A 24,793-nucleotide genomic window follows, 5' to 3' on the forward strand; every position below is an offset into this window, starting at 1 on the left:
TCGTGCGGCTTCGCGGGGATTGATGTAACCCCCGATGACAGCCTGTGCGGCGCCCCCCATTCCCCCGCTAATTTTTCCCCGCCCGGTTCGTTTTATAGGGACGACGTGCCTTTGTGCTTCCCGCCTATTGCCCCGGATTCCAAGAAATGAATGCTGAAGACTCCTTGAAACTTGCTCGCCGGTTTATCGGGCTGCCCCTGGAAAAGCGCCAACTGTTCCTGCAAGCCTTGCAGAAAGAAGGCGTGGATTTTTCAAGGTTTCCGATTCCGGCAGGGGTGGAGGTGGAGGACCGCCAGGCGCTGTCCTACGCGCAGCAGCGCATGTGGTTTCTATGGCAGTTGGACCCGGCCAGCGGCGCCTACAATTTGCCCGGCGCAGTGCGCTTGAGGGGGGCGCTGAGCCTGCCAGCGCTGGAGCAAGCGTTCGCCAGCCTGGTGGCGCGTCACGAAACCTTGCGCACAGTGTTCCAGCGTCAGGCTGATGAGCGGGTGGCGCAGGTGGCGGTGGAGCCGTCGGTGACCGTCGAGCACCTGGACTTCACGGCCCTGGCCTTTGATGCACGGGAGCAGGCCGTCAACGCCGCCGCCACCCGTCAATCGCTGTTGCCGTTCGACCTGGAACACGGGCCGCTGCTGCGCGTGCAACTGCTCAAGCTTGCCGAGCAGGAACACGTGCTGCTGCTGACCCTGCACCACATCGTCTCCGACGGTTGGTCGATGAATGTGCTGATCGACGAATTCATCCGTTGCTATGACGCCCATGAGCGCAACGAAGCGCCCCAACTGCCGGCGCTGCCCATCCAGTACAGCGACTACGCCCTGTGGCAGCGCCGCTGGCTGGAAGCGGGCGAGCAGGCCCGCCAGTTGGAGTACTGGCAGGCTCGCCTGGGCGATGAACATCCGGTTCTGGAGCTGCCCACCGACCACCCGCGCCCGGCCATGCCCAGCTACCAAGGCACACGGCACAACTTCGCGATTGAGCCGGCACTGGCCGCGCAACTGCGCAACTGCGCGCAAAAACACAACGTCACCCTGTTCATGCTGCTGCTCGGTGCCTTCAATGTGCTGTTGCACCGCTATACCGGCCAGGGCGACATTCGCGTCGGTGTGCCGATTGCCAATCGCAATCGCACCGAAGTCGAGGGGCTGATCGGTTTCTTCGTCAACACCCAAGTGTTGCGCATCGAACTGACCGGGCAAACCCGGGTTGCCGAGTTGCTGCAAGGTATCAAGGAGCATGCCCTGGGCGCCCAGGCCCATCAGGAATTGCCCTTCGAACGGCTGGTGGAAGCGCTGAAAATCGAGCGCAGCCTGAGCCACACGCCGCTGTTCCAGGTGATGTATAACCATCAGCCGGTAGTCGCCGACATCGCCTCGGTCAGCACTGCATCGGGGCTGGAATTGGCCCTGGTGGAATGGCAAGGCCGCACCACCCAGTTCGACCTGACCCTGGACACCTATGAAAAGTCCGGCACCCTGCATGCCGCGCTGACCTACGCCAATGACTTGTTCGATACGCCCACCATCGAGCGCATGGCCCGGCATTGGGTCAGTCTGTTGCAAGCCATGGTGCTCGATGGCGAACAGCGCATTGGCGAATTGCCCATGCTTGACGCGGCTGAACAGCAACGGCTGGTCCACACCTGGAACCAGACCGCCGAGGCGTACCCGACCGAGCGCGGAATTCATCACCTGATCGAAGACCAGGCACGGCGCAGTCCCGATGCACCGGCACTGGTGTTCGGTACCACCACCTTGACCTACGCCCAACTGGATGCGCGCGCCAACCAGTTGGCCCATGCCCTGGGCGAGCAGGGCGTAGGGCCCGACGTGCTGGTAGGTATCTGCATCGAGCGCTCCATCGAAATGGTGGTTGGCCTGCTGGCGATTCTCAAGGCCGGTGGCGCCTACGTGCCCCTCGACCCTGAGTACCCCCGGGAACGCCTGGCCTACATGATCGAAGACAGTGGCATTCAGTTGCTGCTCAGCCAGCAAAGCCTGCTGGCGTCGCTGCCCGTCGCCGGTATCCAGGTAATTGCCCTGGACCAGCCGGCGCTATGGCTCGACGGCTACAGCAGCGATTCACCGAACGTGGCCTTGCATGCCCTCAACCTGGCCTACGTGATCTACACCTCGGGCTCCACCGGCAAGCCCAAAGGCGCCGGCAATAGCCATCGCGCCTTGGTCAACCGCTTGAGCTGGATGCAACAGGCGTATGGCCTGGGCGCCAATGACGCGGTGTTGCAGAAAACCCCGTTCAGCTTTGACGTGTCGGTGTGGGAGTTCTTCTGGTCGCTGATGACCGGCGCCCGCCTGGTGGTCGCAGCGCCTGGCGAACACCGTGAACCGACGCGCCTGATTGACACCATTGGCCGACACGCCATCACCACCTTGCACTTCGTGCCGTCGATGTTGCAGGCGTTTATCCATGAGCCGGGCGTACAGGCGTGCGCAAGCCTCACGCGCATTGTGTGCAGCGGCGAAGCCTTGCCCCTGGACGCGCAACAGCAAGTGTTCGCCAAGTTGCCCGCTGCGGCGCTGTACAACCTCTATGGCCCGACCGAGGCGGCCATCGACGTCACGCACTGGACCTGCATTGACGAAGGCGCCGATAGCGTGCCCATCGGCCGCCCCATCGCCAATCTCGGCACCTACGTGCTGGACGCGCAACTCAACCCGGTGCCGGCCGGCGTCAGTGGCGAACTCTACCTGGGCGGCGTCGGCCTGGCGCGCAGTTACCATCGGCGCCCGGCGCTCACCGCCGAACGTTTTGTACCCAGCCCCTTTGTGACAGGCGAACGCCTGTATCGCACCGGTGACCGCGTGCGCCAACGTGCCGATGGGGTAATCGAATACCTCGGCCGTCTCGATCATCAGGTCAAGTTGCGCGGCTTGCGTATCGAGCTGGGCGAAATCGAAGCACGCCTGATGCAGCATCCACACGTGCGCGAAGCCGTGGTACTGGTACAGGGCGGCAAGCAGTTGGTCGCCTATCTTGTACACGCAGGCGAGGCGCCAACGGGCCTCAAGGAATGGTTGCTCAGCAGCTTGCCGGAATACATGGTGCCGACGCATTTCATTGCGCTGCCCAAGCTGCCGGTGACCGCCAACGGCAAGCTCGACCGCAAGGCGTTGCCAGTGCCGGATGCGGCGCAGCAGCAGGCATTTGTCGCCCCCCAAGGCGACCTGCAAACAGCCCTGGCTGCCATCTGGAGCGACGTGCTGGGCGTTGAGCAGGTCGGCCAGGACGATAACTTCTTCGAGCTGGGCGGCGATTCGATCATCTCTATCCAGGTGGTCAGCCGCGCCCGTCAGGCCGGCATTCGCCTGAGCCCGCGTGACCTGTTCCAGTACCAGAACATCCGCAGCCTGGCTCTGGTGGCGCGCTTTGAGCAGGTCAGCCTGATCGACCAGGGCCCGGTCAGTGGCGAGGTGATGCTGACGCCCGTCCAACACAGTTTTTTCGACCAGCCGATCCCGGCGCGGCATCACTGGAATCAATCCTTGTTACTGGTGCCCGGTGAGGTGCTTGAGCCTGCACGGTTGGAGGCCGCGCTGGCGCGGTTGATCCAGCATCACGACGCTTTGCGCCTGCGCTTTGTGCAGCAGGCTGGCGGCTGGCAGCAGAGCCATGCTGCCTATGTCAGCGAACCGCTGTTGTGGCAATGCCAGGCCGGCACCGACGCTGAACTGGCGGCGCTGTGTGATGAAGCCCAGCGCAGCCTTGACCTTGCCCAAGGTCCACTGCTGCGCGCCGCGTTGGTGAGCATGGCCGATGGCAGCCAGCGTGTGCTGTTGGTGATCCATCACTTGGTGGTGGATGGTGTGTCCTGGCGCATCCTGCTCGAAGACCTGCAACAGGCCTACCGCGAACAGGTGCTGCCGGCAAAAACCAGTGCCTACCAGCGCTGGGCGCAACAGTTGCACCGCCACGCGCAGACCGTCGAGGAGCAACTGCCGTACTGGCAAGCCCAATCCATCGACGCCGAGCTGCCGTGTGATCACCCCGAAGGCGGCCTGCAAAACCGCCTGGGCGCCAAGCTGGAAACACGCCTTGACGCCGAGCACACCCGCCGACTGCTGCAAGACGCGCCAGCGGCCTATCGCACCCAGGTCAACGACCTGCTGTTGACCGCCCTGGCGCGGGTGATCAGCCGTTGGAGCGAGCAACCTGCTGCGCTTATCCAATTGGAAGGTCACGGCCGTGAAGATCTGTTTGACGACATCGACCTGAGCCGCACCGTCGGCTGGTTCACCAGCCTGTACCCGGTGCGCCTGCACGCCGAAGGCGAGTTGCCCGAGGCGATCAAGGCGGTCAAGGAACAACTGCGCGCCGTGCCCGACAAAGGCCTGGGCTTCGGCCTGCTGCGCTATCTGGGCGCGCAACACGCACAGGAAAGCCTTGCGAACCTTACCGCGCCGCGCATCACCTTCAACTACCTGGGCCAGTTCGACCGTCAGTTCAACGAGTCGGCACTGTTCGTGCCGGCCAGTCAGGGCAGTGGCCAGGCCCAGGATCCAGAGGCGCCGCTGGCCAACTGGCTGACGCTGGAAGGTCAGGTATATGGCGGCGAGCTGTCGTTGCAATGGGGGTTCAGCCGGGAGATGTTCGAGGCGGCAACTGTTCAAGGTCTGGCGGATGAGTACGCAGCCGAACTCAGGGCGCTGATCGAGCATTGTTGTGCCACGCCGGCAGGCCAGGTGAGCCCGTCGGATTTCCCGCTGGCACGCGTCACCCGGCAGCAACTGGATGCCTTGCCCGTGGCCGGGCCGGCGATTGCCGACCTTTATCCGCTGTCGCCGATGCAGCAAGGCATGCTGTTCCACACCCTGTTGGAACCCGAGTCCCAGGCCTACATCAACCAGTTGCGCCTCGACATCGAGGGCCTTGATTTGCTCGCCTTCGGGCGTGCCTGGCAGGCCGCACTGGACCGTCACGACATCCTGCGCAGCAACTTCCATTGGCTGGGCCTGGACAGTGCTCATCAGCTGATCCAGCGCCAGGTCGACCTGCAACTGCAAGTGATCGAAGACCCCGACGCCGATTTCGACACCCTGGCCCAGGCCGAACGCGAACGCGGTTTTGCCCTGAATGCCGCGCCGCTGTTTCGCCTGACGCTGGCGCGCGGTGCCGGTGCGGCCTGGCACTTTATCTTCACCAGCCACCACATCCTCATGGACGGCTGGAGTAACGCGCAGTTGCTCGGTGAAGTCATCGCTCACTATGCGGGGCAGGCAGTGCCGGCGCCGCTCGGGCAGTTCCGTGATTACCTCGCCTGGCTGCAACAACAGTCCTCGGGCGAAGCGTTCTGGAAAACCGCCGTGGCGGCATTGCCGGCGCCGACCCTGCTGGCGCAAGCGTTGCGCAAGCCTATGGACGCGGTTGGCATGGCTGACCATCACGTGGCACTGGACAGCGACTTTACCCGCCGCCTCGCTGAGTTCGTACGCCAGCACAAAGTCACCCTCAATACCCTGTTGCAAGGGGCTTGGAGCCTATTGCTGCAACGCTACACCGGCCAGGACTGCGTCGCCTTCGGTGCCACCGTGGCCGGGCGTTCCGCACCGCTGCCGGGGATCGAGCAGCAACTGGGCCTGTTCATCAACACCTTGCCGATCATCAGCACAGCCTCGCCAGCCCAGTCGGCCGCGACGTGGCTCAGCGAACTGCAAGCGCTCAACCTCAGCCTGCGCGACCATGAACATGTGCCGCTCTACGACATCCAGGGCTGGGCTGGCCAGCAGGGCGCGCTGTTCGACACCTTGCTGGTGTTCGAGAACTTCCCGGTCGCCGAGGCGCTCAAGCAAGGCGCGCCGGCCGGCCTGACCTTCGGTCGCCTGCACAACCATGAGCGCACGCACTATCCATTAACCCTGGGCATCGAACTGGGCGCCAGCCTGCGCCTGGAATTCAGTTATGACCGTGCCCAATTCAGCGAGGCGCACGTGGCGCAGTTGAGCGCCAACCTGCAACACCTGCTGGCGCAATTGCTCGCAGACGCTCACATGCCGCTGGGCAACCTGCGCCTTCTCGACGCCCCAGCGCAACGGCAGATGGTCGCTCTGAGCCGCTCAGCCGCAGCGCCCCAGGCCAACGAACGCGTGCATCAGCGTATCGCAGCCCAGGCCGAGGCGACGCCAGACGCTTTGGCTGTACAGGCCGGTGACGCCAGCTTGAGTTACGCCCAGTTGAACCAGCGCGCCAACCGCCTGGCCCATCGCCTGTTGGCGCTTGGTGTCGGCCCCGGCCAACGGGTGGGCCTGGCTTCGCGGCGTGGGCCGCAGTTGATCGTCAGCCTGCTGGCAGTGCTCAAAAGCGGGGCGGCCTACGTACCGCTGGACCCTGAATACCCGGCGGAACGTTTGGCCTACATGCTCGCCGACAGCCGCCTGGACGTGCTGCTCAGCGAAACCGGCTTGCTCGCCGACTTGCCTTTGCCCCGCGGCCTGACCCGCATGGATTTCAGTGCCAGTGGCGACGAACTGACCGGCTACCCGACAACCAATCCGCCTAATCACGCGGCGGCGGCTGACCTGGCCTATGTGATCTACACCTCTGGCTCCACCGGCCAGCCCAAAGGCGTGGCCATCGACCATGCCGCCCTCGGCCAGTTCTGTGACAGCGCCACGCTGTACAGCCGACTTTGCGCCGAGGACCGCGTGTTGCAGTTTGCGACCTTCAGTTTCGATGGTTTTGTCGAGCAATGCTTCCCGCCCCTGTGTGCGGGCGCGGCGTTGATCATGCGTGGCGATGAACTCTGGGATGCCGGCCAACTGGCGCAAGAGATTGTCGAGCAGGGCGTGACCCTGGCCGATTTGCCCGCCGCCTACTGGTACCTGTTGGCGCAAGAGTGCGCCGAGCACCGTCGCTCCCTGGGCAAGCTGCGCCAGGTGCATGTGGGGGGTGAAGCCATGTCAGTGGAGGGCGTGCGTGCGTGGTACGCCGCGGGCTTGGGCAATGTGCGCCTGGTCAACACCTACGGGCCGACCGAAGCCACAGTGGTCTCCAGCGTGCATGAGTGCCAATTGGCCGATGCCAACGACGCCTACGGCGTGCCAATCGGGCAGGCGATTGCCGGGCGCGGCCTGTATGTACTCGACAGCGGTTTCGAACTGTTGGCCACCGATGGCGTGGGCGAGCTGTGCATTGGTGCCGAGGTTGGCTTGGCGCAACTCTATTTCGACCGCCCGGCGCTGACCGCCGAGCGCTTCCTGCCGGACCCGTTTTCCGCCATGCCCGGTGCGCGGCTTTATCGCAGTGGCGACTTGGCCCGGTACAACCCGGCGGGTGCGCTGGAGTACGTTGGGCGTATCGACCATCAAGTGAAGATTCGTGGCCTGCGTATCGAAATGGGCGAAATCGAAGCCAGCCTGCAAGCCTTGCCCAACGTGCGAGAAGCCGCCGTGCTTGCGCAGCCGAGCGCGACCGGCGTGCAGTTGGTGGCGTACGTGGTGCCAGCCGAAGGCCAAGCGCTGGAGGCCCAGGCACTGGCGGCGCGCTTGCGCCAGACGTTGCCGGACTACATGGTGCCGGGCCATTGGGTGTTCCTCGATGCCTTGCCGTTGAACCACAACGGCAAGCTCGACCGCCGTGCGCTGCCCACACCCGACCTGAACCAGGCCAGCGCCGCCTACGTGGCGCCGCAGAGTCCATTGCAAATCCAGTTGGCGGCGATCTGGCAAGCAGTGTTGCAGGTCGAGCAGGTTGGCCTGGAAGATCACTTCTTCGAACGTGGCGGCCACTCCTTGCTGGCCACCCAGGTGATCTCCCGGGTGCGTCACGACCTCAAGCTGGAGGTGCCGTTGCGGGCCTTGTTCGAACAGCCGACGCTGGCCGCTTTCGCAGCGGCGTGCGCAGGCGTGCAGGCCGATACCGCGCCTGTGATGCAGGCGGTTGGCCGTGAGCAGCCGCTGGCGTTGTCCTTTGCCCAGGAACGGCAGTGGTTTCTCTGGCAATTGGATCCCACCAGCGCGGCCTATCATGTGCCCACCGCCTTGCACCTGCGCGGTGAACTCGACATCGCGGCGCTGGAGCGCGCCGTCGAGGCCCTGGTGCAGCGCCATGAACCGCTGCGCACCACCTTTGTGGAGGCGGGCGAGCACACCGTGCAAGTCATCCACCCAGGCCTGGCAGTGCCGGTTGAACAACAAGAGGTCGACGCCGGCGCTATCGAGCAGGCTGTCACCGAAGAGATCCAGCGCCCGTTCGACCTGCGCAACGGCCCGCTGATGCGCGTCAAGTTGCTGATCGTTGCGCCTGATCACCATGTGCTGGTCATCACCCAGCACCACATCATCTCTGACGGCTGGTCGATGCAAGTGATGATCGACGAGTGGGTGGCGCTGTACCAAGGCGACGCAGGGTTGCCGGCCTTGCCGATCCAGTACGCCGACTACGCCCAGTGGCAGCGCGACTGGATGGCGGCTGGGGAACAACAACGCCAGCTCGATTACTGGTGCGCTCGTCTGGGGCGCGAGCATTCGTTGCTGGACCTGCCGCTGGACTATCCACGCCCCGCAGTGCAGAGCCATCGTGGCGCGCGCCGCCAGATTCATCTGGAGCGTGCGCTGCTGACTGAACTCAAGACCCTGGCCAAGCGTCAGGACGTGACGCTGTTCATGCTGTTGCTGGCCTCGTTCCAGACCTTGCTGCACCGCTACAGCGGCCAGGCACAGGTGCGTGTCGGCGTACCGGTCGCCAACCGTAATCGCTTCGAAACCGAGCGACTGCTGGGCTTTTTCGTCAACACCCAGGTGCTGCAAGCTGACGTGCACGGGCAGATGCCGTTCGACCAGTTGCTGGCCCAGGTCAAGCAGCGTGCCCTGGAGGCGCAGGCCCATCAGGACCTGCCGTTCGAGCAGCTCGTGCAAGTGTTGCAGCCCGAGCGCAGCCTGAGCCATAACCCGCTGTTCCAGGTGATGTTCAACCATCAGGACAGCCTGCGTTCAGCCCCGGTGCAATTGCCCGGCCTGGCTTTGCAGCCCGTGGATTGGGCCGGTCACAGCACGCAATTCGACCTGAACCTGGAAACCGAGGAATCGGTGGACGGTCTCTGGGCCTCGCTGACTTACGCCACGGATCTGTTTGACGTGGCGACCATGGAGCGCTTGGCCGAGCATTGGCAAAACCTGCTGCGCGCAGTCCTGCAGGATGCCTCGGTGGCCTTGGACGACCTGGCGATGCTCAGCCCGTCGCAATGGCAGCACATGGTGCACGACTGGAACCGCAGCGACACCGACTACCCACGCGAACGCTGCGTACACCAGTTGTTTGAGGCCCAGGCCGCGGCGCAACCCGAAGCCATCGCGCTGCACTTCAATGACGAGCACCTGAGCTACGGCGAACTCAACCGTCGCGCCAATCGGCTGGCCCATCGTCTGATCGACATGGGCGTCGGCCCGGACGTGCTGGTGGCGGTGCACGTGGAGCGTTCCCTGGACATGGTGGTTGGCTTGCTCGCGACCCTCAAGGCCGGTGGCGCCTATGTGCCGCTCGACCCACAATTCCCGGCAGAGCGCCTGGCCTACATGCTTGAAGACAGCCGCGCCCGGGTATTGCTGACGCAACCGCACCTGCTGGGGCACCTGGCTCAGCCGCACGGCGTGCAGGTGCTGATGGTGGAGGAGGCCGGCACAGCGCAGCACAATCCCCAGGTTGCCGTGACACCGGAGCATCTGGCCTACGTGATCTACACCTCTGGCTCCACTGGCAAGCCCAAAGGGGTTATGGTTCGTCACAAGGCGCTGTGCAGCTTCACCAGCGGCATGGCCGGCACGTTGAGTATCGGCCAGGATGCGCGGCTGTTGTCGCTGACCACCTTCTCGTTCGACATCTTCGCCCTGGAGCTATATGTGCCGCTGAGTGTCGGCGGTACCGTGGTGCTGAGCACCCAGGCAACGGCCCTCGACCCCGAGGCGATCCTCGATCTGGCCCAGCGTCAGGCGGCGAATGTGCTGCAAGCCACGCCCTCGACCTGGCGCATGTTGCTCGACAGCCCACGGGCTCATTCACTGCGTGACATCGCCTGCCTGTGCGGTGGCGAAGCGCTGCCCGTCGATTTGGCCCAGCGCATGCTCGACCTGCAAGGCCCGCTGTGGAACCTCTATGGCCCGACGGAAACCACCATCTGGTCGGCGGCTCATCGTTTGCATCAGGCATTGCCGTTCGTTGGACGGCCCATCGCCAATACCGGCTTGTTCATCCTCAATGCCGGTCTCACGCCCTGCCCCCAAGGTGTGTCCGGTGAGCTGCTGATCGGCGGTGTCGGCCTGGCGCGGGGTTATCACGGGCAGCCGGCGCTGACCGCTGAACGCTTCGTGCCCAACCCGTTTGGGGTTCCGGGCGAACGCCTGTACCGTACTGGTGACCTGGCACGCTATCGGGCCGACGGCGTGGTGGAATACATCGGCCGCGTCGACCATCAGGTCAAGGTCCGGGGTTTCCGTATCGAGCTGGGTGAAATCGAAGCCTGCTTGCGTGAGTTCGACGGCGTACGCGAAGCCGTGGTGCTGGCCGATAACGACCGGCTGATCGCTTACCTGGTCAGCGCCGCGCCGCAGGCGTCGCAGGTCTATAAAACCGCGCTGCGCGAGCGCTTGCCGGACTACATGGTGCCCGCGCAGTGGCTGTTCCTCGACAGCCTGCCGCTGACCCCCAACGGTAAGCTCGACCGCAAGGCATTGCCCAAACCGGATGCCAGCCTGTCGCTCAAGGGCCATGTAGCGCCCGTCACCCCGCGCGAGCAGCAGGTGGCGGCGATCTGGGCCGAGGTACTGGAGTTGCCCCAAGTGGGCCTCGACGATCATTTCTTCGAGTTGGGCGGGCATTCATTGCTGGCCACGCGGGTGGTGTCACGGGTGCGTCAGGCCCTGGCGCTGGAAGTCCCACTCAAGGCCTTGTTCGAACAGCCGCTACTGGGTGATTTCGTGCGAGCCTTGGGCGAGGAGGGCGTCACCGCGCCGGCGTTGATCAAGGCAGACCGCACGCAGCCTCTGCCGCTATCTTATGCCCAGGAGCGCCAGTGGTTCCTCTGGCAACTGGACCCGGCCGGCGCCGCGTATCACATCCCCAGCGCCTTGCGTTTGCAGGGGCCGTTGGACCTGACCGCGCTGCAAGAGAGCTTTGATAGCTTGCTGGCTCGCCATGAAAGCCTGCGCACGTATTTCCGTCAGGACGCCACCGGCGCGGTTCAAGTCATTGACGCCCAGGGCCGGGTCGATATCGAGCAGGTCGACAGCGACTATGCCGGCCTCAAGGCGCGGCTCGCGCAGGTGGTCGCCCAGCCTTTCGACCTGCTGCGTGGGCCGCTGCTGCGGGCCACCTTGCTGCGCCTGGCCGAGGACGACCACGTGCTGGTGCTGGTGCAGCATCACATCGTTTCTGACGGCTGGTCGATGCAGTTGATGGTCGAGGAGTTGGTGCAGGCGTATGCCGCTAACAGCCAAGGCCAGGACGTGCAATTGCCGGCGCTGCCGATCCAGTACGCCGATTATGCCGTGTGGCAGCGCGGTTGGATGGAGGCGGGTGAGCAGGCGCGTCAACTGGCCTACTGGCGCGAGCAGTTGAGCGGCGAGCAACCGGTGCTGGAGTTGCCGTTCGACCAGCCGCGCCCGGCACAGCCAAGCCATCGCGGCGCACGCTTGGGTATCGAGTTGCATCCGGAGTTGTTGGGCAGTTTGCGCACACTGGCGCAGCACGCTGGTGTCACGCTGCCGATGCTGCTGCTGGCGTCTTACCAGGCGTTGCTGCATCGCTACAGCGGCCAGGAAGATGTGCGCGTGGGCGTGCCGATTGCCAACCGCAATCGCCTGGAAACCGAGGGGTTGATCGGCTTCTTCGTCAACACCCAAGTGCTCAAGGCCGATATCCACGGGCAAATGAGCACCGAGCAACTGCTGCACCAAGTGCGTCAGCGCTCCCTGGAGGCCCAGGCTCACCAGGACCTGCCGTTCGAACAGCTTGTGCAGGCATTGCAACCGGAGCGCAGCCTTAGCCTGAGCCCGTTGTTCCAAGTGTTGTTCAACCACCGTGTGAGCGTTGCCGACAGCCATCTGCATCGCCTGGCCGACCTGCACGTCGAAGTCCTGGATCTGGACGAAGGCGTGGCCCAGTTCGACCTGGCGCTGGATGTGGAAGAAAGCCAGACGGCCCTGCGTGCCTCTCTGAGTTATGCCACCGATCTGTTCGCTGTGGCGACCATCGAGCGCATGGCCGGGCATTGGCAGAACCTCTTGCGGGCAATGGTGATCGACCCACAGCAACCCATCAGCCAATTGAGCTTGCTGGGCGAGGATGAGCAACAGCAGATTCTTGAGCTGTGGAACCAGGCCGACGCCGGCTTCTCAGCCGAGCGCCTGGTGCATGAATTGGTCGGCGATCGCGCCCGGCAAACCCCGGACGCAGTGGCGGTTAAATTCGATACTCAAACCCTGACTTACGGTGAACTGGATCGCCAGGCCAATCGCCTGGCCCGTGCCCTGATCGCCCGTGGCGTCGGCGCGGAAGTGCGGGTGGCCATCGCCATGCCGCGCAGTGCCGAGATCATGGTGGCGTTCCTGGCGGTGATGAAAGCCGGTGGTGTGTATGTGCCGCTGGATATCGAATACCCACGTGATCGCCTGCTGTACATGATGCAAGACAGCCGTGCGCAACTGCTGCTGACTCACAGCCGGGCGTTGCAGCAACTGCCAGTCCCCGAGGGTCTGGATACCCTCGCGATTGATCGCACCGAAGAGTGGGCCGGTTACAGCGATACGGCCCCGACTGTGGCGCTGGACGGCGACAACCTTGCCTACGTGATCTACACCTCCGGCTCCACCGGTTTGCCCAAGGGCGTGGCGGTGTCACACGGCCCGCTGGTGGCGCATATCATCGCCACTGGCGAGCGCTATGAAACCTCCCCGGCCGATTGCGAACTGCACTTCATGTCCTTCGCCTTCGACGGTTCCCACGAAGGCTGGATGCACCCGCTGATCAATGGCGCCAGCGTGTTGATCCGTGATGACAGCCTGTGGCTGCCGGAATACACCTATGAGCAAATGCATCGCCACAACGTGACCATGGCGGTGTTCCCACCGGTGTACCTGCAACAGTTGGCCGAACATGCCGAGCGCGACGGCAACCCGCCGGCAGTGCGGGTGTACTGCTTCGGTGGTGATGCCGTTGCTCAAGCCAGCTATGACCTGGCGTGGCGCGCGCTGAAGCCTGAATACCTGTTCAACGGCTACGGCCCGACCGAAACCGTGGTCACGCCGCTGCTGTGGAAGGCACGCAAGGGCGACCCTTGCGGAGCTGTCTACGCGCCCATCGGCACCTTGTTGGGCAACCGCAGTGGCTACGTGTTGGATGCGCAACTGAACCTGCAGCCCATCGGCGTAGCCGGCGAGTTGTACCTGGGCGGCGAGGGCGTGGCCCGGGGTTATCTGGAGCGCCCGGCACTGACTGCCGAGCGTTTCGTGCCGGACCCGTTCGGCAAGCCCGGCAGTCGCGTGTATCGCAGTGGTGACCTGACCCGCGGGCGTCCGGATGGCGTGGTGGATTACCTGGGGCGTGTCGACCATCAGGTGAAGATCCGCGGTTTCCGTATCGAACTGGGGGAAATCGAAGCGCGCTTGCGTGAGCAAGCCAGTGTTGGTGAAACCGTGGTGGTCGCCCAGGAGGGGCCGACCGGCAAACAACTGGTGGCCTATGTGGTACCGGCCGACGCCAGCCTGGCCGACCAGGTTGAGTTCCGTGACGCCCTGCGTCGTGCCCTGAAAGCCGACCTGCCGGACTACATGGTGCCCAGCCACTTCGTATTCCTGGCGCAGATGCCGCTGACCCCCAACGGCAAGCTCGACCGCAAAGGCCTGCCGGTGCCGGATACGAGCCAGATGCAGCAGGCGTATGTGGCGCCCCAGAGCGAGTTGGAGCAGCAGATCGCCACGATCTGGGCCGACATCCTGCACCTGCCGCAAGTGGGCCTGAACGACAACTTCTTTGATGTCGGTGGTCACTCCTTGCTGGCTATCCAGATTACCTCGCGGGTGCAGGCCGAGCTCGGCCTGGACGTACCGTTGATGGAACTGTTCCAGACCGAATCGCTGCGCGCCTACGTGCAGGCCGCAGCCACTTTCCGCGCCGGCAGCGTGGAAGATTTTGATGACCTTCGTGACTTTTTGAGCGAACTAGAGGCGATTTGAACCATGCTTTCCAACCCTAATATCGACCTGGTGTCGCGCTTTCTTCGCTTGCCTCTGGAGCAGCGCCAGCAGTTTTACCAGCGCCTGCAAAGCCGGGGCATGAGTTTCGCTCAACTGCCGATTGCTCCCACCCGCCACGACAGCGACACACCGACGTTGTCTTACGCCCAGGAACGCCAGTGGTTCCTCTGGCAACTGGACAAGGACAGCACCGCCTACCACATCCCTGGCGCCCTGCGTTTGCACGGGCACTTGGACCTGGCAGCGTTACAACGCAGTTTCGACAGCCTGCTGGCCCGGCATGAAAGCTTGCGCACGCAATTGGTCGAGGACGATGAACGCCTGTGGCAGGCAGTGATGCCGCAGTCGCGGGTGCAGATCCAGCAGGCGCATGTCGACCAAGCGCAGTTGATGGCGCGGGTGGAAGAGGAGGTGGCGCGGCCGTTCGATTTGCACCAGGCGCCGTTGTTGCGTGTGACGCTGTTGCAACTGGCCGAGGATGAGCATGTGCTGGTGATGGTGCAGCACCACATCGTCTCCGATGGCTGGTCGATGCAGGTGATGGTGGAGGAACTGGTGCAGCTCTACGCCGCCCATAGCCAGGGCCATGACCTGCAACTCCCGGAACTGCCGATCCAGTACGCCGACTACGCGCTGTGGCAACGCGGCTGGATGGAAGCCGGGGAACAGGCGCGCCAACTCGCGTATTGGCAGGCCCTGCTGGGCGGCGAGCAACCGGTGCTGGAATTGCCGCTTGACCGCCCGCGCCCGGCGCAGCAAAGCCATCGCGGTGCAAGCCTGCAGGTGCATCTGCAACCGGCACTGGTGGCGGGGCTCAAGCGCCTGGCGCAGCAAGAAGGCGTGACCGCGTTCATGCTGCTGCTGGCGTCGTTCCAAGCCTTGTTGTATCGCTACAGTGGACAGTCGGACATTCGTATTGGCGTGCCGAATGCCAACCGAAACCGCGTCGAAACCGAGCGGCTGATCGGCTTCTTTGTCAACACCCAGGTACTCAAGGCTGACCTTGACGGGCAGATGAGCTTTGCCGAGCTGCTGCAACAAACCAAACGCCGCGCCCTCGAGGCCCAGGCTCATCAGGACCTGCCGTTCGAGCAACTGGTGGTGGCATTGCAGCCTGAACGCAGCTTGAGCCATAACCCGTTGTTCCAGGTGATGTTCAACCACCAGACCGAGGCCCAGGGCGGCCGCGAAGGCCAACAGTTGCCGGGCCTGCGTGTGGTGGAACTGGACTGGGACAGCCAGACCACCCATTTTGACCTGAGCCTGGATACCCATGAATCCGCCGACGGGCTTTGGGCCGCGCTGACCTACGCCACCGACCTGTTCGATGCCGCCACCATCGAGCGCTTGGCGCAACATTGGCAGCACCTGCTGCAGGCGGTGGTGAGTGCACCCCGCAGCCGCCTCTGCGAACTGCCGATGGCGAGCGCCGCTGAGCAACACAGGATGCTCCAAGCCTGGAACACCCCGGCTGGTGTCACCCCCTTTGAGGCTGTACACCGGCTGTTTGAAGCCCAGGCTGATCGGCAGCCGGAACGTCAGGCCCTGGCCCTGGATGAGCAGGCCCTCAGCTATGGAGAACTGAACCGTCAGGCCAACCGCCTGGCGCATTACCTGCTGGCTCAGGGCGTCGGCTCTCAAGGGCTGGTGGGGATCGCCGTGGAGCGCTCCTTTGCCATGGTGGTCAGCTTGCTCGCGGTGCTCAAGACAGGAGCGGCCTATGTGCCGCTGGACCCTGAGTACCCCCGCGAACGCCTGGCGCATATGCTTGAGGACAGTGGTGTGGGCCTGGTGTTGACCCAATCCCACCTGAATGGGCGTCTGCCGTTGCCGGCCCGGGTGCTGGCGGTGGACATCGACCTGGTCCAGGCGCAGTTGGCGTTGTGTGCCGACAGTAATTTACCGGTTGATGTCGAGCCCCAGAGCCTGGCGTATGTGATCTACACCTCCGGCTCCACAGGCAAGCCCAAGGGGGTTGCCATCAGCCAGGCTGCACTGAGTGAGTTTGCTGGCATCGCGGCGGATTACTCGCAACTGGTTGCCCAGGACCGAGTGCTGCAGTTTGCCACCTTGAACTTCGACGGTTTCGTCGAGCAGCTATATCCAGCCCTGACCCTCGGCGCCACCGTGGTACTGCGTGGCCCGCAGTTATGGGACGGTGCCGAGCTGTATCGGCAGATCATCGCCCAGGGCATTACCCTGGCCGACTTGCCCACGGCCTACTGGAAGCTGTTCCTGCAAGATTGCCTGGCAGCAGGCCCAAGAACCTATGGTGCCTTGCGCCAGATCCATATCGGCGGCGAAGCCATGCCGTTGGACGGCCCACTATTGTGGCAGCGCGCCGGGCTCGGCCATGTGCGCTTGCTCAATACCTACGGGCCTACCGAGGCCACCGTGGTTTCCAGCGTGCTGGACTGCACTGACCCGAGCGCCGTCGGCGCCGGCGGTGCCAGCCCCATTGGCCGGGCGCTGCCAGGGCGTGGCCTGTATGTGCTGGACCGTGACCTGAACCTGCTACCGCTGGGCGCCGTGGGTGAACTCTATATCGCCAGCGCCAATGGCTTGGCCCGTGCGTATTTGCAACGGCCAGGCCTGACCGCCGAGCGCTTTGTCGCTGATCCGTTCAGCCCATCCGGCGAGCGCCTGTACCGCACTGGCGACCTGGCGCGCTATCGCGCCGATGGCGTGGTGGAATATGTCGGGCGGGTCGATCATCAGGTCAAGGTCCGTGGTTTCCGCATTGAACTGGGTGAAATCGAAACCGTGCTGCTGGCCCAGGACAGTGTGCGTGAAGCGCTGTTGCTGGCTGCCGACAACCAACTGCTGGCCTACCTGGTACCTGCGCAGACGCTGTCTGAAACCGAGCGCGCCGAGGTGGGCGAACAACTGATGGCCACCTTGCGCGACCACCTGCCGGACTACATGGTGCCGGCGCACCTGATCTTCCTCGACCGCATGCCGCTCAACCCCAACGGCAAGCTGGATCGCCAGGCCCTGCCCAAGCCAGATGCCAGCGTGGAACAACAGGATTGGCGAGCGCCGGTCACCCCGTTGCAACAACAGGTGGCGGCGATCTGGGCGGCTATTCTGGGGGCCCAACGGGTGGGCTTGAACCAGCACTTCTTCGAACTGGGAGGGCATTCCCTGTTGGCAATGCAGGTGGTGTCACGCATCCGCCAGACCCTGAGCCTGGAAGTGCCGCTCAAAGCCGTGTTCGAACACCCGCGGCTGGAGGCGTTTGTCGCGGCCTTGCAAACCCAGGAGAGCCTATTGCCAACGGCGCCGGCCCTACTGCCGGCGGGGCGCGTGCAGCCGTTGCCACTGTCTTACGCCCAGGAGCGGCAATGGTTTCTCTGGCAACTGGAACCCCGCAGCGCGGTATATCACATTCCCAGCGCGCTGCGCCTGAAAGGGCAATTGGACCTGGCTGCGTTGCAACGCAGTTTCGATAGCTTGCTGGCGCGCCATGAAAGCCTGCGCACCCATATCCGCCAGGATCAAGACGGCGCGGTGCAAGTGATTGAGCCGCCAATGTCCTTGCCGATCACCCAGGCTGATGTCGATGACGCCCAGCTCAAAGCCAGGGTGCAAGCGCTGATCGCCCAGCCGTTCGACCTGCAACAAGGCCCGTTGCTGCGCGTCACGCTGTTGCGCCTGGCCGCCGACGAGCATGTGTTGGTGTTGGTGCAGCATCACATCGTCTCCGATGGTTGGTCGATGCAGTTGGTGGTCGAGGAACTGGTGCAGTTGTATGCCGGTTACAGCCAGGGCCAGGACGTGCAGTTGCCGGCGCTGCCGATCCAGTATGCCGACTATGCCGTATGGCAGCGCAGTTGGATGGACGCCGGTGAAAAGCAACGTCAACTGGCCTACTGGCGTGAACTGTTGGGCGGTGAGCAGAGCGTGCTGGAGTTGCCGTTCGATCATCAGCGCCCGGCTGTGCAGAGCCACCGCGGCGCGCGCCTGGCGTTCGAGCTGGCGCCCGAACTCACCCAGGGGCTCAAGGCTTTGGCCCACCAGCAGGGCGTGACCCTGTTCATGTTGTTGCTGGCATCGTTCCAGACCTTGTTGCACCGCTACAGCGGCCAGGAAGAAATACGTGTCGGCGTGCCGATTGCCAACCGCAATCGCAGCGAGACCGAGCGCTTGATTGGCTTCTTCGTCAACACTCAGGTGCTCAAGGCGGATGTGCATGGGCAAATGAGTGTCGAGCTGTTGCTGCAGCACGTTCGGCAACGCGCCCTGCAAGCCCAGGCCCACCAGGATTTGCCGTTCGAACAACTGGTGGAAGCCCTGCAACCTGAGCGTAGCCTGAGCCACAACCCGCTGTTCCAGGTCATGTTCAATCATCAGACTGACGTCGGCCAGGCTCAGGTTCAGCACCAATTGCCAGGGCTGCGGGTAGAAGGGCTGGACTGGGACAGCAAGACCGCACATTTCGACCTGGACCTGGATATTCAGGAGTCCACCGAAGGTATATGGGCCACCTTGGGTTATGCCCAGGACCTGTTCGAAGCCAGCACCGTGCAACGCATGGCGCGTCACTGGCAGAACCTGCTGCAAGGTATGGTCGCCAACCCACGGCAGCAGCTCAGCCAGTTAAGCTTGCTGGACGCGACCGAACAACAACAGATCCTGCAACTGTGGAACCGCACGGAGTCTGGCTTTTCGGCCGAGCGCCTGGTGCATCAACTGTTTGCCGATCGCGCCCGGGCAAACCCGACTGCGGTGGCGGTGAAGTTCGACGCGCAAACCCTGAGCTACGGCGAACTGGATCGCCAGGCCAACCGCCTGGCCCATGCCCTGATCGCCCGTGGGGTCGGCCCGGAAGTACGGGTGGCCATCGCCATGCCGCGCAGTGCCGAAATCATGGTGGCGTTCCTGGCGGTGATGAAAGCCGGCGGTGTGTATGTGCCGCTGGATATCGAATACCCGCGTGATCGCCTGCTGTACATGATGCAAGACAGCCGTTCGAAATTGCTGTTGACCCATTCGGCCGTGCAACACCGGTTGCCGATCCCGGACGGCCTCGACGCCTTGGCGGTGGATCAGGTGCAAGCCTGGTCGGATTACAGCGATACGGCCCCGACTGTGGCTCTGGACGGCGACAACCTTGCCTACGTGATCTACACCTCCGGCTCCACCGGTTTGCCCAAGGGCGTGGCGGTGGCTCATGGGCCGTTGGTGGCGCATATCATCGCCACTGGCGAGCGTTATGAGACCTCACCGGCCGATTGCGAACTGCACTTCATGTCCTTCGCCTTCGACGGTTCCCACGAAGGCTGGATGCACCCGCTGATCAACGGCGCCAGCGTGTTGATCCGTGATGACAGCCTGTGGCTGCCGGAATACACCTATGAGCAAATGCATCGCCACAACGTGACCATGGCGGTGTTCCCACCGGTGTACCTGCAACAGTTGGCCGAACATGCCGAGCGCGACGGCAACCCGCCGGCAGTGCGGGTGTACTGCTTCGGTGGTGATGCCGTTGCTCAAGCCAGCTATGACCTGGCGTGGCGCGCGCTGAAACCCAAATACCTGTTCAACGGCTACGGCCCGACCGAAACCGTGGTCACGCCGCTGCTGTGGAAGGCACGCAAGGGCGACCCTTGCGGAGCCGTCTACGCGCCCATCGGCACCTTGTTGGGTAACCGCAGCGGTTATGTATTGGACGCGCAGCTGAACCTGCAACCTATCGGCGTGGCCGGCGAGTTGTACCTGGGCGGCGAGGGCGTGGCCCGGGGTTATCTGGAGCGCCCGGCACTGACTGCCGAGCGTTTCGTGCCGGACCCGTTCGGCAAGCCCGGCAGTCGCGTGTATCGCAGCGGCGACCTGACCCGCGGGCGTCCGGATGGCGTAGTGGATTACCTGGGCCGTGTCGACCATCAGGTGAAGATCCGCGGTTTCCGTATCGAACTGGGGGAAATCGAAGCGCGCTTGCGTGAGCAAGCCAGTGTCGGTGAAACCGTGGTGGTGGCTCAGGAGGGGCCGACCGGCAAACAACTGGTGGCCTATGTCGTACCACTGGACCCGACGCTCCTGGATGATGCTGTCGCTCAATCAAACGGTCGCGAAACCTTGCGGCGCGCCTTGAAAACCCGCTTGCCGGACTACATGGTGCCGACGCATTTGATGTTCCTTGAGCGTATGCCGCTGACCCCCAACGGCAAGCTCGACCGCAAGGGCTTGCCGCTGCCGGATGTGAGCCAGATGCAGCAGGTGTATGTGGCGCCCGAGAGCGAGTTGGAGCAACAGGTGGCGGCCATCTGGGCCCAGATCCTGGGCGTGGAGCGTGTCGGTCTGGCCGATCACTTTTTTGAATCGGGGGGGCATTCATTATTGGCGATGCAGGTAATTTCCCGCCTGCGTCAACTGTTGGGTCGGGAAGTACCCCTCAGAACAATGTTTGAGCAACCGCGACTGCAGGGGTTTGTCGAGACCCTGTGCAACTCCCATGAATCACAGGCAAGTGTGCTTCAGATCCTGCCGGTCAGCCGTCAACAGCCGTTGGCGCTGTCTTATGCCCAGGAGCGCCAGTGGTTTCTCTGGCAATTGGATCCGCACAGTGCGGCCTACCATGTACCCAGCACCTTGCGCTTGCGTGGCTGGCTGGATCATGCGGCTTTGCAACGCAGTTTCGACAGTCTGGTAGCCCGTCATGAAAGCCTGCGAACGCAGGTACATCAGGACGAAGGGCAGGCCTTCCAGATAATCCGTGAAAACGGCACTGTGGCCATCCTTCATGAGCAGGTCAATGAGGCGGACCTGCAGCGTCGGGTAGAGACCGAGATCGCGCAACCTTTCGATCTGCAGCAAGGGCCGTTGCTGCGCGTAACCTTGTTGCGCCTGGCCGAAGACGACCATGTGTTGGTGCTCGTGCAGCACCATATCGTTTCCGATGGCTGGTCAATGCAGGTGATGGTGGATGAGTTGGTGCAACTTTATGCCGCCTACAGCCAGGGCCAGGACCTGCAACTGCCGGCATTGCCGATTCAATATGCTGACTATGCCCAGTGGCAGCGTGACTGGATGACGGGTGGTGAACGCGATCGGCAAATGGGTTACTGGCAGGCTCTGCTTGGCGGTGAGCCGTCAGTGTTGGAGCTACCCCTTGATCGGCCGCGACCTTCGGTGCAGAGCTTTCGTGGTGCAAGCCTGGAGATCAAGCTTGCACCGGCATTAGTGGCGGGGCTCAAGGCCCTGGCGCAGCGTGAGGATGTCACGCTGTTCATTGTTTTGTTGGCGTCGTTCCAGGCTCTACTGCACCGCTACAGCGGGCAGCAGGATATTCGCGTGGGTGTGCCTATTGCGAATCGTAACCGGGTCGAAACCGAGCGCCTGGTAGGTTTTTTCGTCAACACCCAAGTGCTAAAGGGCGATTTCGATGCGCAGCTGACGGTCACCCAGCTGTTGCAGCAGGCCAAGCACCGGGCGTTGGACGCCCAAAGCCATCAGGACTTGCCGTTCGAGCAATTGGTCGAAGCCCTGCAACCTGAACGCAGCTTGAGCCGCAATCCGTTGTTTCAGGTGCTTTTCAATCATCAGAGTCAAGCGCGTCTAGCCAGTACGAGCCAGCAACTACCCGACCTGAGGATTGAAGGCTTGGAGTGGGGCACGCAAACCGCGCAGTTCGATTTGAGCCTGGACACACAGGAAACCGTCGATGGGCTATGGGCAACCCTGACTTATGCGACCGACCTGTTCGATGCCGCCACGCCCAATCGCATGGCGCGCCATTGGCAGAACCTGTTGCAGGCCATGTTGGATGACCCTCACCAACGTGTCGCTCAGCTACCGCTGTTGGAACCGCTTGAGCATCAGGTGATAGTCGAACAGTGGAACGACACAGCGCAGGATTATCGGTTGGAAGACAGCGTGCAGAGGCTGATCGAAGTGCAAGTGCGGCGCACACCGAATGCCCAGGCTTTGGTGTTTGGCGCTCAGACACTGAGTTATACGCAGTTGAATGCACGAGCCAATCGATTGGCGCACCGCTTGATCCAGGCCGGTGTCGCGCCTGATGTGTTGGTAGGTGTGGCGATGGAACGCTCCATTGAAATGGTGGTAGCACTTCTGGCTGTGCTTAAGGCAGGTGGCGCCTATGTACCGCTGGACCCGGACTACCCGCGCGAACGCCTGGCCTACATGCTGCAAGACAGCAACGTACCGCTGCTGCTGACGCAGGCGCATTTGTTACAAGCCTTACCGGTCAGCGCGCCCTCGCACTGTCTGGTGGTCGAGCCCGACGATCACTGGTTGAGCGAGTATGCCGATACCGATCCTGATGTGGCCGTAGACGCGGAAAATCTCGCTTACGTCATTTACACCTCCGGTTCCACCGGCCAGCCGAAAGGGGCGGGTAACCGTCACTGTGCGTTGACCAATCGGTTGCTATGGATGCAACAGGCTTATACGCTCGGCGCCGAAGATACGGTGTTGCAAAAGACACCGTTCAGTTTTGACGTGTCGGTATGGGAGTTTTTCTGGCCCTTGATGACCGGTGCACGGCTGGTGGTAGCGGCCCCTGGAGATCATCGGGATCCATCGAAGTTGGTGGGGTTGATCAATCGGCACCAAGTGACCACCCTGCATTTCGTGCCTTCCATGCTGCACGCATTCCTGCAGGATTCACAGGTGGCCAGCTGTCAGGGGTTGCGCCGTATCATCTGTAGTGGCGAAGCCTTGCCGGTGGGGGTGCAGCAACACGTATTCGCCGAGCTGCCGAATACAGGCTTGTTCAACCTGTATGGACCGACCGAGGCTGCGATTGATGTGACTCACTGGACGTGCGTCGATGAGCATCGTGACAGCGTGCCGATTGGCAGACCCATTTCCAATCTGCGCACTTACGTGCTGGATGCGCAGTTGCAGCCAGTCGCGGTGGGCGTTGCGGGCGAGTTGTACCTGGGGGGCGTCGGGCTGGCACGCAGTTACCATCGACGTCCCAGCCTGACCGCAGAGCGGTTTGTACCGTGCCCGTTCCAGCCTGGCACGCGGTTGTATCGTACCGGCGACCGCGTGCGACAGCGCAGGGATGGCGTGATCGAATACATCGGGCGCCTGGATCATCAAGTAAAACTACGCGGTTTGCGCATAGAGCTGGGTGAGATCGAGGCGCGCTTGCTGGAGCATCCACTGGTGCGCGAAGCCTCGGTGCAAGTGCATGGAGGCAAGTTTCTCGTTGGCTATCTGGTGCTGCAGGATTCGACACTCGCCTGGCGTGATGTACTGAGCACTCATTTATTGGCACATGTGCCGGACTACATGGTGCCTGCGCAGTGGGTACTGCTGGACCATATGCCACTGAGCCCCAACGGCAAACTGGATCGCAAGGCTTTGCCTGCGCCGGATTCAAACTTGCACGAACGGCACTTCGTCGCAGCGCGCAATACGCTGGAGCAAACACTTGTAGCCATTTGGCGCGAAGTCCTGGAGCTTGAGCAGGTGAGTGTCGAAGATAACTTCTTCGAGTTGGGCGGGCATTCGTTGCTGGTCCTGATGCTCAAGGAGCGCATCCGCAAAGCTGTTGGCGTGGAGCTGTCGGTGAGTCAGTTGATGCTCAATCCGAGCGTCGCAGGGCAGGCGGCTTGCCTTGAGGGAAGCGCTGGCAGTTCGTTGATCGTGAGGCTCAACAGTCAAAGCCGTGGAACACCGTTGTACCTGTTCCATCCCAGCTATGGCTCGGTGCATTGTTACAAGGCGATTGCCCTTGCGTTGCGTGAGCACAGGCCGGTGATGGGGGTGATGTGTCGCGCCTTGGCCGAGGAGGGCAGCGAGGTGCCAGCCTGGGCTGCAATGGTCGAGGACTACACGACGCAATTGTTGAAGGCTCAGCCCGAGGGTCCGTTCCGTTTGGCCGGTTGGTCGCTGGGGGGCAACCTGGCGATGGAAGTCGCCTATGGCCTGGAGCAGGCGGGCCGACAGGTCGAGTGTGTTGGCTGGATCGACGCATCCCCGCCGCAGTGGGTCAAGCCGTTTTGGGATACGGCGGTGATGGTTGACGAAAGAGATATTTCTGCCAATGAACGGCGTGTGGAACTGTTGGAGGTGATGTTCCCTGAGTTCTCCCAGCAGATTCATGCCCACTGGTCCGAGCTGCAATGCTTCGAGGCTGCAGAAGGCGAGCAATGGACTGCATTCAGCCACTGGGCCGAGGAAACCCTGGGCTCGCGTTTTGGCGAGCTCAAGGATGAGTTGCTCAGTGGCCACGAAGCGCAGATCTCCTGGGAGGTTGACCGCATTCTCGGGCAGCGCCTGCACGAGGCCGACTTCAAGGCGATCAAGGCACCGATAAGTTGCTGGTGGGCGACCTTGAGTCGTACTGGGGTACATCATCAATTGATTGAGGCGAGCATGCTGGAAGTTGCAGTGCAATCAACGATCGAGCGCTCAGTGTTGATCGAGACCAGCCATGACCGATTAATCGATAACGCAGAGTTCGTCCATAGCTTCGCTGCCGCGATGAGCTGACCAGAGGCCAATATGAAAAGCCCCCAGTCACCTTGAGCGACTGGGGGCTTTTTTATGGCCCTCTCTATAGTATTCGGACAAACAAAACGCCCCGGGCAGTCATTGCCTCGGGGCGTCTGATC

The 24,793-nt window shown here is 62.9% G+C and carries 2 protein-coding genes; both read left to right on the top strand.

Going from position 1 to position 24,793, the window contains the following annotated elements; genetic code table 11:
- The first annotated feature begins 146 nt into the window (after positions 1–146).
- Entirely contained in the window at positions 147–14,180 is a 14,034-nt protein-coding gene (locus tag AC1RAC_RS14305) for a non-ribosomal peptide synthase/polyketide synthase (RefSeq protein ID WP_492616674.1), read from the top strand.
- 3 nt (positions 14,181–14,183) lie between these two features.
- A complete protein-coding gene (locus AC1RAC_RS14310; RefSeq protein WP_492616675.1) occupies positions 14,184–24,671 on the top strand; it encodes an amino acid adenylation domain-containing protein in 10,488 nt (3,495 codons plus the stop codon).
- Positions 24,672–24,793 lie beyond the last annotated feature (122 nt).

The organism is Pseudomonas sp. GW823-FHT02F05 (assembly GCF_058797315.1).

Coding starts and splice junctions, on each gene's coding strand:
- AC1RAC_RS14310 (WP_492616675.1), top strand. CDS start 14,184: ATGCTTTCCAACCCTAATATCGACCTGGTGTCGCGCTTTCTTCGCTTG.
- AC1RAC_RS14305 (WP_492616674.1), top strand. CDS start 147: ATGAATGCTGAAGACTCCTTGAAACTTGCTCGCCGGTTTATCGGGCTG.